Annotated in this window: 9 protein-coding genes and 1 pseudogene; 6 read left to right on the top strand and 4 right to left on the bottom strand. The window is 31.9% G+C overall.

Going from position 1 to position 13,678, the window contains the following annotated elements; translation table 11 throughout:
• Positions 1-301: 301 nt before the first annotated feature.
• Complete coding sequence (locus Q4Q34_RS09000) at positions 302-1,225, bottom strand: IS1595 family transposase (protein WP_303316929.1); 924 nt, start codon at positions 1,223-1,225, stop codon at positions 302-304.
• A gap of 160 nt (positions 1,226-1,385) precedes the next feature.
• Between Q4Q34_RS09000 and Q4Q34_RS08995 the strand changes: the two genes are divergently transcribed.
• The 5 genes and pseudogenes from Q4Q34_RS08995 to Q4Q34_RS08975 all read left to right on the top strand — a co-directional run.
• The gene (locus tag Q4Q34_RS08995) at positions 1,386-1,718 is read left to right on the top strand and encodes a single-stranded DNA-binding protein (protein ID WP_303316928.1); all 333 of its coding nucleotides are present in this window, start codon (positions 1,386-1,388) and stop codon (positions 1,716-1,718) included.
• A 77-nt stretch (positions 1,719-1,795) separates the two neighbouring features.
• Positions 1,796-2,029, top strand: a complete 234-nt coding sequence (locus tag Q4Q34_RS08990; protein ID WP_303316927.1) for an addiction module protein — start codon at positions 1,796-1,798, stop codon at positions 2,027-2,029.
• Positions 2,026-2,322 (top strand): hypothetical protein, encoded by a 297-nt coding sequence (locus tag Q4Q34_RS08985; protein ID WP_303316926.1) that lies wholly within the window; start codon positions 2,026-2,028, stop codon positions 2,320-2,322. The genes Q4Q34_RS08990 and Q4Q34_RS08985 overlap by 4 nt, the downstream gene beginning before the upstream one ends.
• A 182-nt stretch (positions 2,323-2,504) precedes the next feature.
• The gene (locus Q4Q34_RS08980; RefSeq protein ID WP_303316925.1) at positions 2,505-5,495 is read left to right on the top strand and encodes a DEAD/DEAH box helicase; all 2,991 of its coding nucleotides are present in this window, start codon (positions 2,505-2,507) and stop codon (positions 5,493-5,495) included.
• A 30-nt stretch (positions 5,496-5,525) separates the two neighbouring features.
• A pseudogene (locus Q4Q34_RS08975) lies at positions 5,526-5,696 on the top strand (single-stranded DNA-binding protein); the annotation flags it as partial.
• A gap of 156 nt (positions 5,697-5,852) precedes the next feature.
• On the opposite strand, the gene nadB reads toward Q4Q34_RS08975, so the two are convergent.
• From nadB to Q4Q34_RS08960, 3 genes are all read right to left on the bottom strand, one after another.
• On the bottom strand, positions 5,853-7,412 hold the full coding sequence (gene nadB, locus Q4Q34_RS08970) for an L-aspartate oxidase (protein WP_303316924.1): 1,560 nt from the start codon (positions 7,410-7,412) through the stop codon (positions 5,853-5,855).
• Between the two features lies 1 nt (position 7,413).
• Positions 7,414-8,340 (bottom strand): quinolinate synthase NadA, encoded by a 927-nt coding sequence (gene nadA, locus Q4Q34_RS08965; RefSeq protein WP_303316923.1) that lies wholly within the window; start codon positions 8,338-8,340, stop codon positions 7,414-7,416.
• Between the two features lie 213 nt (positions 8,341-8,553).
• A complete protein-coding gene (locus Q4Q34_RS08960; RefSeq protein ID WP_303316922.1) occupies positions 8,554-10,380 on the bottom strand; it encodes a hypothetical protein in 1,827 nt (608 codons plus the stop codon).
• 425 nt (positions 10,381-10,805) lie between these two features.
• Between Q4Q34_RS08960 and Q4Q34_RS08955 the strand changes: the two genes are divergently transcribed.
• Positions 10,806-13,394: a phosphoenolpyruvate carboxylase gene (locus Q4Q34_RS08955; RefSeq protein ID WP_303316921.1), complete on the top strand. Its 2,589-nt coding sequence runs from the start codon at positions 10,806-10,808 to the stop codon at positions 13,392-13,394.
• Positions 13,395-13,678: the final 284 nt, after the last annotated feature.

Raw genomic sequence — 13,678 nt, 5'->3', positions numbered from 1 at the left:
TACTTTAAACTTTGCTATTTATTATATCTCACATTTATGGAAAATAAAACTCTTGAAAAAAAACTATTTTTATCGAATGATTACTTTAAATCTTTGTAAAGGTAAAACTTGCCTTTACACGAGAGCGACAAGTACGCAAGGTAATATTGTAGCAATTTTCACAGGCGTTACAATATTAGCAACCGCTCTTGTAATCGTTCACAAATCCCTTAATACTTGATAGAGGGATTTAAAGAGGTAGTTTTACTACCTCTTTTTTTTATTCCAAGAGTTTTTTTATTTTCCATAATATCTTATCTTTTTAGTTAATTAATCGTTTATAGGAAATCCTTGAATCACTCAAAGCCAGCATTTTGTCAAAGCGTTCAATACAACTTATATTTTTTGTGTTGTATCTAAATTCAAATTCGTCAACGTATGCGTCTAAATGTTTTTCGCTTACATTATGGTAAATCCCGATTATTCCCCGTTTCAATAAAGACCAGAACCCTTCAATGGTATTTGTATGGCATGCACCGACTACATATTGCCCCTCTCCATGATTAACCATTTCATGGTCGTAAATAGTTGATAGGTTTGCGTAAGCCTTGTGTTCATCTGTCATTAACTTAACATCTTTGGAAACCGTTTGATGTATGATTGGCATAACCGTAGCTCGTTTTCTATCCCTTACTCGCATAGCAACTAATCGTCCATTACGCTCAACCAAACCAAACACAGTTGATTTTCCTTTTCCGCCCTGAGATTTTTTTAATTTTTTTGATGCATGGCGGTTTTTGTTCTTTCCCCCAACTAATGTTTCATCTATTTCCACAATATCATCTAAAGGCTTATTAAAGGATTTTGTTCTAATAGCGAAACGTATTCTTTGCAACATAAACCATGCTGATTTTTGTGTAATACCAATGTGTCTGCTTAATTGTAATGAGGATACTCCCTTCTTATTGGAAGTAATAAACCAAATTGCAGCAAACCATTTTTGCAAAGGGATTGCGCTGTTTTCAAATATAGTTCCTTTGGTAACTGAAAAAGGCTTACGACATTTAGCACATTTATAGCCTTTTTTCATAGTGTAAATTTTATCCTCATTTTGACAATGAGGACAAATTACACCGTTAGACCATCGCATGCTTGCTAAATATTCTTTACAAATTTCATTATCTGAAAAATGCATCATTACTTCGATTAAATTAGTGAACTTAGGTTTTGCGGTAGATTTACACATATCTTATTGATTTACATGCTAATATATTGAATAATTTTGGGTAAAACAAATATATAATCGCCGTAAGTACCGAATAACATTTAGTGGTTGTTTCATATTTGCAGTGTTGAATCAATGAAGGTTCAATAGTATTAACTGTTTAACATTAAAATTTAAAATTATGAACACACTTAGAAACAAAGTACAGTTGATTGGTAACTTAGGAAATGATCCAGAAATCATCAATTTAGAATCAGGAAAAACTCTAGCAAAGTTTGCTATTGCAACAAACGAAAGCTACACAAATAATAACGGTGAAAAAATTACAGATACCCAATGGCACAATGTTGTAGCTTGGGGTAAAACAGCTCAAATAATCGAGAAATATGTCACCAAAGGAAAAGAGATTGCTATTGAAGGTAAGCTAACATCTCGTAGTTATGATGATAAAGATGGTAATAAACGTTATATAACTGAGGTTGTTGTTAATGAATTACTCATGTTAGGCAAATAAATTAGATAATTATTAGACTCCTTTTAGGTTTCTTAAAAGTTTTAATTTGATTAACTTAGCTATATAATTATAGAACTATGGATTTACAAGCAGAAAAAATAGAACTAATAAAATTATTACTTGAAACCCAACAGGAATCTTTAATTAAAAAAATAAAAACTCTTCTTAAGGATGAAAGTGAAAATAAAACTTTTGAATTGCCTGAATCTCAAAAAGAAGAGTTAGATAGACGGTTATCTAGAATGGAAAAAGGTGAAACTAAATTCTATACTTGGGAACAAGTTGAGCAAAAGCTAAAACAGGCTTTATGATTTATAAAGTTTTAGTTTCTGACGAAGCTATCTTTGATATCACTGAAGCATCGTTTTGGTATGATAAACAAAAAAAAGGTTTAGCAGATAAGTTTCAACAAGATATAAAAATAGGAATTGATTATCTATCAAAAGAACCTCTAACTATTCAAAAAAAATATAAGAACGTACATATTTATTTTACCAATGTTTTTCCTTTTGGTATACATTACATTTTAGAAGGCAAAACCGTTAAGATAATAGGTGTTTTTCATACTAGTAAAGACCCAAAAAATTGGTCTAAACGTTTATAAATTTACCTATTGTGGTAATCTGAAATAATACATATCAAATAAGCTCTAAAACTTTTAGGGCTTTTTTTATGATTTCAATTGCTTAAAATCTTTGGTTTTTTATTTATTCAAAAATATACCTTTGTAGGATAGTTAGACGACTTGTCTCTATTCAATTAAAGCTTACGATATATAAAAAAAGCATGATTACAAATGAGCAAATACAAATTCTTTGTTCCTTATTCAAAGGACGTGAAGATGTATTTGCATTACGTTGGGAGAAACCCAATAAAAGTGGTTATATGCCTGCTTATTCTTATGATCCTTATATGTATCGCCTACATAAACAAAGAGGCGGAACATTTAAAGATTATAAAGACAAAACCTATTTAAAATTAGATTACCATCAGTTATCAAAACACTTAAATGGTAGTCAATTTATTGGAATTTACCCGCTTCTAGAAGATAACACCTCATGGTTTATCGTTGCTGATTTTGATAAAAGCGATTGGAAGGAACAATCCAAAAAAGCTATAGAAATTTGTAAAAGAAACGGAATTTCTGCCTACTTAGAACGTTCTCGTTCAGGAAATGGCGGACACGTTTGGGTTTTCTTTGATAAACCATATCCAGCTGTAAAAAGTAGAAAAGTCATATTAAAACTTTTTGAGCAAGCAGACATCTTTTCTGTATTTGACAAAAACACAAGTTTCGACAGGTTATTTCCAAATCAAGATTGTTTATCAAGAAAAGGTCTTGGAAACCTTATTGCTCTCCCCTTTCATGGAGAAACTTTAAAACATGGAAATTCATGTTTTATTGATCCAGATTCCTTTGTTCCTTATGAAGACCAATGGGCACACTTGAATAGTATTGAAAAAGTCTCAACAACTTATTTAGATGACATTTTAAAAGAATTGCATAAACAAAAAGACAACAATAAACCCCTTTTCGAAAATACCATTTCCAATTCCGGAAAATTACAGATTACTCTTAAAAACAATGTCATAATTAATCGAAATGGTTTAACTCCTCCTCTTGTTAGTTTTCTAAAAGAGGGCTTAAATTTTTTCAATGCAGATTATGCTATTAAAAAGAAAACCGGAAGAAGTACTTGGAAAACGGAACGCTATTTTAAACTTATCGATGAAACAGACAATACTATTGAAATACCGAAAGGGTTTATAGGAAAATTGATTAGGTTTTGTAAACAGCAGAGCATTAATTATGAATTTTCAGATCAAAGAAAGTTTCTGGAACATGTTGAGTTTTCATCTTCAATTCGATTGCTAAAACATCAACACCTCCCCTTAGAAATAGCTTCGAGAAAAAATTTCGGAATTATTGTTGCTCCACCAGGCTCAGGAAAAACAGTTATGGGACTTAAAATTATTGAGCAGAAAAGGCAACCTTCACTCATAATTACCCACAGAAAGCAAATTGCTGAACAATGGGTGGATAGGATTGAAACATTTTTTGGGATTCCTAAAAGAGACATTGGCAAAATCGGTCAAGGGAAAATGAAGATTGGAAAGCATGTTACAGTTGCATTAATTCAAACGTTAGCAAAAAAGCTATCTAGTGATAACGATGCTGAGAAATTGATATCTGCTTTTGGAACTGTTATTATTGATGAATGTCATCACATTCCAGCTAAATCTTTTCGGGAAGTCATTCACCGTTTGTCCCCATATTATCAATACGGGTTAACAGCGACACCTTTTCGGAAAAATAATGATGAAAAATTACTCTTTGTGTATTTAGGGGATATTATTTCTGAAATCAAACCTCAAGAAATTGACTCTTACAAAAAAGCACGGATTATAATTCGAGATACAACCCTAAATGTTCCCTTTAATTCCAAAACAGATCATTTTGAAACACTTTCTAAAATATTGATACACGATTCTGAAAGGAATAAATTGATATTAAACGATATTAAAAATGAATTGAATAATGGTAGAAAGGCAGTAGTTATTACCGAACGAAAAGAGCATATCGAAGTTCTTTATCAATATCTTAAAAATCGATATGAAATTATTCCAATCTCGGGCGAGGACAATACAGCCTCTCGTAAAACAAAGTGGAAAAGTATTGAGCAAGGCGATTATCAAGCTATTATAACTACCGGACAATTCTTTGGAGAAGGGACAGATATTCAAAGTGTATCTTGTTTGTTTTTAGTCTACCCTTTTGCTTTTAAGGGCAAGTTAATCCAATATATTGGTAGAGTGCAACGGTCTGAGTTAACTCCTGTAATTTATGATTATCGAGACAAGCAAATTCCATATCTGAATAAGCTCTTTCTAAAGAGAAACACGCACTACCGAAGTCTTGATCGTCAAGCTACTTTATTCGATGATTTTGAAAAAACTATTAAAATAAGCCAAAAAAAACATGAGGATATTGATAAGGTAATAAAAGTGCCAATTAACGATTTAGACTTCCATTATGGAATGGTCTGCTTTTCATATAAAATATCAACCAAAACTTCGCTACAATTTGAAATTGAAAATGAAGAAATTCAACCTGAATTCGAGGTATTAAAGCCTTACTTTTCAAAAGTTCTAAATTCAAAATCGGTTAATATTAGAATTCAGATTGGATTCGAAAATGGTACTATTGTTTCTCAATTAGCTACATCAGACGATATCAGCTATATTAATAAAGAGATAGTGGATAGTGTAAAATTTCAATTTATTCAACAGCATTTTTTTAAAAATGGCAAGACTAAAAATGATGACGGTTTTGATGAAATTCCCAAAAACATAGACTCTTTGTTTAACAATGATGATAACTTGTTAGAAACGCTTTTAAGAAATAATAGTTATGTTCATCATAAGCAACTTCTGTATTTGGCAAAACGACATAACCACAAAATATTAAAAATAAGATTCGTTTTACATCCGTTTTCTTTTGTTTTCTTACTTGAAGGGCAACAAAAACATCATATCGTTTTAGAAACATTAGATACTAGAGAGGCCACTTATGTTTGGCATCTTTCCAAAGACACTTTACAATTCAAAAAGGAATTAGAGCAAATAAATCAGAAGTTGAATTGGATTCGTAACAACGGTCGCCAATCATTTTTGGAAACCAAGAATGAAAACTTCAGTAAAATTATTCATGATTATAGTGACGATAAAAAAGGATTCTACAAATGGAAGAATACTTTAGAAGAGAGATTATTTTAAAACGGCTTCTCTTCCCAAGGTGCAATGCAAAATGTTGTAGCTTGGGGTAAAACAGCTCAAATAATCGAGAAATATGTCACCAAAGGAAAAGAGATTGCTATTGAAGGTAAATTAACATCTCGTAGTTATGATGATAAAGATGGTAATAAACGTTATATAACTGAGGTTGTTTGTAACGAATTATTGATGTTGGGGAAATAATGGCCTTAGAATATTTAATAAGGTCTAAAAAGTAAAATCAGACCATCATTACGAGGAGAGAATCGACGTGGTAATCTTTCGAATTGAATCCAGAATTAAAACAGATTGCCGCAGTCGTACCTCCTTCGCAATGACACTTTTTTTGGACTGCGCATATTATTTTTTCACATTATCAACATTATAATACCCTCCTTTATTTTCTTTTCTATCTAAAGACTGTCTAATGATTAAGTGAGACACGTTGATCATATTCCTTAATTCACAAAGTGATGTGGTTATTTTAGATTCCTTATAAAGATCTTCAACTTCATTATAAATTAAATCTAAATGTTTGATAGCTCTTTTTAATCGTTTGTTACTTCTTACAATCCCGACATAATTCCTCATCAAGGCTTGCAGTTGCTTTAGGTTATGCTGTATTAAAATATGTTCCTCGGGAATAGTAGTGCCCTCATCATTCCAATCTGGAATATTAACATCTAACGATTTATACTCATTTTTGCTATGGTGTTTAAATATATTATGAGCATATACCAAAGCTTCCAACAATGAATTTGACGCTAGTCTATTAGCACCATGCAACCCAGTTCTCGAACATTCGCCACAGGCAAATAAATTATCAATCGTCGTTTTTCCTTTTTTACTAACTTTAATGCCTCCACACAGATAATGAGAAGCTGGAATAACAGGAATCCAATCGTTTTCGATATTTATATGATGCTCTAAACACTTTTTATAAATATTAGGAAAATGATCTTTAAATGCATCTATATCCAAATGTGTACAATCTAGATATACATGCGGATCTCCAGATCTTTTTAGCTCATTATCTATACTTTGAGATACAATATCTCTGGAAGCCAATTCTGCACGTTCATCGTAATCAGGCATAAAACGATAGCCTTTTTTATTTCGAAGATAAGCACCAAAACCTCTAACGGCTTCTGAGATTAAAAAAGAAGCCTCCCCTTTTTCTTCATATAAAGCTGTTGGATGAAACTGAACAAATTCCATATCCTTAATACGTGCTTTAGCTCTATAAGCCATGGCAATACCATCTCCTGTTGCAATAACCGGATTTGTTGTATGACCGTAAACACAGCCAATACCACCAGAAGCAAGCAGTGTACTGTTTGATTTTATGGTGAAAATATCGCCCGTATTTTGATTAAATATATATGCTCCAAAACATGATAAAGTTTCAGATTCATAGTTTTCTATATGGTGATTGGTAATTAAGTCTATTGCAAAATGGTGAGGTAAAATAGTGATGTTTGATAATTGATGTGCACGTACTAAAAGTGCACGTTCTATCTCATAACCTGTAATATCTTTATGGTGCACGACCCGATATTCAGAATGTCCGCCTTCTTTACCTAGATCGAATTTTCCGCTGTCATTTGTATCAAAATTTGCTCCCCAAAGCAATAATTCTTCAAGTCGTTCCGGCCCTTCTTTTACAACAAGTTTAACAACACTTTCTTTACACAAACCATCTCCGGCGATTAAAGTGTCTTTTATATGTTTTTTAAAGGAATCCTGCTCTTTATCTAGAACGACAGCAACACCTCCCTGAGCATATTTAGTATTGGATTCGTCTTCGTTAGCTTTCGTAACAATAATGACTTTTCTATCTGGGAATTTTTCTGCAATTTTAACTGAAAATGTTAACCCTGCTATCCCTGAACCAATAACCAAATAATCTGTAGTAACCATTTTATTTAGATAATTCTAACATGCGTTCTATGGGTAACAATGCCTTCTTTCTAATAGGTTCGGGGACTTCTATTTGCGGGGATTCGTTTAATAAACAGTCATACAATTTTTGCATGGTATTCATTTTCATAAAATGACACTCGCTACAAGCGCAAGTATTATCTTCTACAGCAGGTGCAGGAACAAGTTCTGTATTTGGCATTTCTTGTTGCATTTTATGCAGAATACCTGCTTCTGTAGCCACGATAAATTTTTCTTCCTGGTGTTCTTTCACATAATTTATCATCCCCGATGTTGACCCAACATAAGTTGCTGTATTTAAAATATGCTCCTCGGATTCCGGATGTGCTATAATTTTATAATCTGGATATTTTTTATGTAATTCAATTAACTTATCCATTGAAAAGGCTTCATGTACAATGCAACTCCCATCCCAAAGTAACATATCTCTTCCTGTTTCTTTAATAACATATTTTCCAAGATTCTTATCTGGTGCGAATATGATAGGGGTATCTTTTGGTACCGATTCAACAATCTTTAAAGCATTTGAAGAGGTACATACAATATCACTTAACGCTTTAATCTCTGCCGAACAATTTACATAAGTAATCACAACATGATCGGGGTGTTGTTTTGTGAACTTTTCAAAGCTATCCGGTGGACAAGAGTCTGCCAAAGAACACCCAGCATTTAAATCAGGCAGCACTACGGTTTTTGTTGGATTTAATATTTTAGCTGTTTCAGCCATAAAATGCACGCCTGCAAAAACAATAACATCCGCATCTGTTTCGGCAGCTTTTTGTGATAAACCTAAACTGTCTCCTACATAATCCGCTATATCTTGTATTTCTGCAATTTGATAATAATGTGCTAGAATTACAGCATTCTTTTCTTTTTTAAGGCGTTTTATTTCTTTTACTAAATCCATGTTATTAATCTTCAACACGTTACACAACAATCTAAGTGTTTTGCAACGACTGTATTTTTGCAAATATCTTAATTAAAATTGTATTGAAAATCACATTGCAGTAAAAATTGTGAAGAAATTAAGCATCTTCAAAAAAACTATGAGATAGCAGAACCTAACTCAAACAAACACTTTAATATTTCATAAAAATAGAATAGAATTATATTGAAAAAATCATTTTCTTATAAGGTTCTGACTTTTAATGGATAAACTTTCAATCTCTACTCTAATTAAACTCAAAGCTACTTCACTTTTATCTAATTCATTTAGAACGACATCCTTAATATCTTCAAACGCATTTTTCAATTCGCAGAACATCGTTTTATAATAGGAAATACCTTCTTTCATATTGTTTGTAAAAGTTAGTAAATATTTTTCTTCTTTTTTTGTAATTGATTGCCTTACTTCTTCCAATTTATGCTTTAAATAATCCATATAAATATGTAATTCTTTAATAAAGAAATTGGGTCTATCTTGACTTTCAACCATATTATCTCTTCCATAAATATGGTCGGTAATATTCTTTAAACTCATAACATTAGAATAATATGCCATATTAGGCCCCGGACAAATAGAGACCCCTTCTCCTTCTACTCTTGTATCTAAATTATATGCTAATAGAGCAGAAGTCCCTAATCCTACGCAGGTACAAGATTTTTCTATTATTTTATTAAATTTAGCTTGGTACTCTTTTGATGACAATCCTTGCTCGTCTAACTCTTTTATTTTTAAATGCTGATATTCTCTGGAAGCGGTACATATTCCCTTTTCTTTAAACTCTTTATTTAAAGCAACAAACTTCTTTGGGCAAGCACTACCTGGCCGCCCCTTATTTATATACTTTTCCTTTTCAAGGTCTTTAGTATTATCCCTAAGATTATTAAATGGAATACCCAATGGAGAAATATCACTTAAGTATAAATCTTTCTCTTTAGCTCTAGTTAACTTATCCAATGTCTTTTCATCTACGGTTGTGGCTTCCGGAACTAATAAAAAAGGCGTTCCCCAACCTACAGAATCCAATTGGTATTGATTTATTAAAAATTCGTGTTCCTCTTGAGTTCCAACACCTCCTTGAGCCGTTATTTTAATCTCTAATTGATTATTTGGAATGATGCGTTTTTGATTTACAAGTTCCTGGTTTAATAGCTGTTGTATGGATATTCTTAACTCATCTCGCTTTTCTTTAAACTCCGCTAAAACGGGTCCTAAAAGATAGCCATCTGTAGCAAAAGCATGTCCCCCACAGTTTAGTCCAGATTCAATTCTATATTCTGAGACCCATAAGCCTTTTTTTGCCAAAAATTTACCTTGAATTAAAGCAGATCTATAATCACTTACTTTCAGAATAATTCTTTTTTTGAAATTTCCACTTTCATCTGGAAAAAAGCTATCAAATTGCGACATATAACTATACAACCTAGGGTTCATACCTGCAGAAAGCACTACAGAAGAATTTAGTTTACTATTCGCAAAACCTCTTAAAGCGGCATGTGCATCATTGTATTCAACCGGTAGTTTTTCGTCATTCTTATAGTTATCCTTATCTACTTTAGTCATAATATTGACATCAATAGATCCCATAGATAAATTATCTGTTGCCCATTTTTTAACTTCAGAAAAATTGAATTCCTTAGAGGTTAACTTTTTAAATTCATCTTTTATTTTAGAACTATCCGGCAACATATTAATGTAAGCACGAAGCTCATCACTTTTTTCTGAAGTAATATTCTTTAACAAAGCGAACTTCTTATCAGCTAAATCATGTATTAAGTTTAAATACGATGTGATTCTTTTGGCTCTAAAATCATCTATCTTATCTGTAATTTCTTTATAAGGAATTTCAAATTTTTCACTGTACATTTTTCTTAATTTCTCCAATAGGATATCATCAACTAGAGAAATTACAGAATCCATCCCGTATTGCGCCACTTTTAATGGTGTATCTATTGTAAAACCTATGCCCATTACAGGAATGTGAAACGAATGTGTCTTTTTCATACTTGTTGTTATGTTAATCGGCAAATATATAATCTCTAATAGGTATAGAATATGACATATATCATGCTTTAAATAACTAAACATCTTAAAAAACTAAATAGAAATAATTAAAACCTTAATTTATTTCAACCTGACAAATCATGGGAAAAGAGCGTCCTATGAAACCATAATTGAATAAAAAAGACTATTATATATAAATTTTGTATTAAAAAAAGCGGTTGAAATACACCTTTAGATTTCCTTAAGTTTTTGATATCGTTTTAAAATGGAATTTCCATTGTAAAGAAAAAGGGATACCCCCCTTTTTTTTTAATTATTCATAATTAGAATTCATCAAACTAAAAAAATTGATAAATCTTAATCCTGCCTGCATCCTTTAATGAAAGCTTCACTATTTTTACAGTTAATTTCCAATAGAACGAATTATGTCTGTAGAACCTAAGCTAACGAGATTTAATCAAACTGTTTTGTCAAAATATCAGATATACAATAGTATATTTATGACCCTACCTTTTGATTCTATAACAAAAACCGGAGTCTTACTCCCTTTATTTCATGAAACTTGTGAGAAAGGATTTAAAAATGGTGATGATCCTACCACCATTGTTGAAACATTTTTTGAAAAGTATCAAGCACGAAGAAATAAAGAAAGCCAAATAAACTTATTATTCAGATTCATACAATACATTGAAAGACAGGTTGTTTTATTTGATGCCATTGAGGATGCTGCTTACTCTGTGGTAAATAACATGGATGGTATTGGTACGCTGAGAAACTTAAAAGGGTCTGCCAGATCTGAAGGAAAGTTAGAGGAATTAAAAAATTTCCTGGAAGAGTTTAAAGTCCGTATTGTCTTAACAGCACATCCTACACAATTTTATCCGGGATCCGTTTTAGGGATTATCACAAATTTAACAAAAGCCATTGAGGAAGATAACCTTTCTGAAATTCAGAATTTGTTTGCTCAATTAGGTAAAACACCTTTCTTCAAGCACAAAAAACCAACACCTTATGATGAGGCAAAAAGCTTAATCTGGTATCTGGAAAATGTTTTTTATAAGACTTTTGGAGAAATATATAATTATATTCAAACGAATATTTATGCTGATGGCAAAAAGCATAATGATATTATAAATATTGGATTCTGGCCAGGTGGTGACAGAGACGGTAATCCTTTTGTAAAACCAGAAACTACTTTAAAGGTTGCTAAAAAACTTAAGCGATCTGTTCTTAAAAAGTATTATCAAGACCTTAAAGACTTAAGGCGTAAGCTTACGTTTAGAGGGGTTGAAGAACGTGTAATAAAACTTGAAACTATACTTTATAAGTATAGCATTGATTTAAACTACAAGAAAGCTATTACCGAAAAAGAGCTTATTCTTGAATTATTAAGCATCAGAAATCTGGTTGTCGATGAACACCAATCTCTTTATGTAAACGAATTAAATCATATTATAAATAGAGTACATCTTTTTGGTTATAGATTTGCAACTCTTGATATTAGACAGGACAGCAGAATTCATCATTCTGTTTTTACAACAGTAATAGATCACTTAATTAAAACAGGTAACAGTTCATTCCCTGAAAATTATCATGATTTATCTGAAAAAGAACAAATTAAAATATTATCTGAAGTATCAGACACCTCTGTTGACATAAGTGTTTTTGAAGATGAAATGGTTTCTAACACATTGAAAACCATCCAAGTCATTAAAGAAATTCAGGAGCTTAATGGTGAACGAGGTGCCAACAGATATATTATAAGTAACAATCAGACTGCTCTAAATGTCATGCAGCTTTTTGCCATGCTTAAACTGGTTGCATTTAAAGACGACCTAACAGTAGATGTTGTTCCTCTTTTTGAAACTATTACCGATTTAGAAAATGCCCCTGGTGTTATGGAGCAGTTATACACGAATCCTGTATACAGAGCGCATTTAGAAAAGAGAGGCAACAAACAACCTATCATGCTAGGGTTCTCAGACGGAACCAAAGATGGTGGCTATTTAATGGCGAACTGGGGTATTTATAAAGCCAAAGAGTTATTAACAGAAATGTCTAGAAAATATGACATTACTGCCATTTTCTTTGATGGTCGTGGAGGACCACCAGCTAGAGGAGGCGGTAAGACACATAATTTCTATTCTTCATTAGGTCCAACTATTGAGGATAAAGAAGTACAACTTACCATTCAAGGACAAACCGTAAGTTCTAATTTTGGTACTTCAGATTCTTCACAGTACAACCTGGAACAATTAATAAGTTCTGGTATTAAAAACAGAATAGACGGGGAGAAAAACAAAATGTCTGATGAAGACAGAGTTGTGATGGATGATCTTGCAGAAACAAGTTACCAAACTTATAAAGATTTTAAAAGTCACGCTATGTTTATTCCTTATCTGGAACGTATGAGTACTTTAAAATACTATGCTAAAACAAATATTGGTAGTAGACCGTCTAAACGATCTAATTCTAATGAGTTAGTATTTTCAGACTTAAGAGCTATTCCTTTTGTTGGATCATGGAGTCAATTAAAACAAAATGTACCTGGTTTCTTTGGTGTTGGTACTGCCATGAAAAAGTATGAAGATAATAGTGAGTTTGATAAGGTAGAACAACTTTATAACAATTCGAAATTCTTTAAAACCCTGTTAGAAAACAGTATGATGTCTTTATCAAAATCATTTTTCGATTTAACAAAATACATGTCGAAAGACGAAGAGTTTGGTGAGTTTTGGAATATTATTTATGATGAATATCTAACCACTAAAAGATTACTACTAAAACTAACTGGTTACAAAGAGTTAATGGAAAACGAACCTGCAGGAAAAGCGTCTATTGAAGTTAGAGAATCTATTGTATTACCGTTATTAACCATACAGCAGTATGCACTTAAAAAGATTCAAGAATTGCAAAAAGCAGATGTAAAAGACGAAGAACAGTTAAAGATTTTCGAGAAAATAGTAACACGTTCTTTATTTGGTAACATAAATGCTAGTAGAAATTCAGCTTAAGCACATCGCAAATATTTAATACAATAAAGCCTTTGATTAATAATTGAAGGCTTTATTTTTTTCATCATATTTTAACCATTCCGATAAACCGTCAAGCTCGGTATGTGAGTAACTTACTAAAAGTAACTTGCTAAGCCAATACACAATGCTTTGCAATTGTTCGTTTTTATATTGCCTTTTTTCTAATTGAGACAAGAGCAATATACATTCAAGCAATGATTCCTGCATATAACTAAGTTCGTTTAAATCTGAAATAAGCAGTTTTTATAGGCTTGCTTAGTTTC

The sequence above is a fragment of the Flavivirga abyssicola genome (assembly GCF_030540775.2).
Classification (GTDB): Bacteria; Bacteroidota; Bacteroidia; order Flavobacteriales; family Flavobacteriaceae; genus Flavivirga; species Flavivirga abyssicola.
The sequence above is the reverse complement of the archived record's forward strand: the minus strand, read 5'-3'. Positions and strand labels throughout refer to the sequence as shown.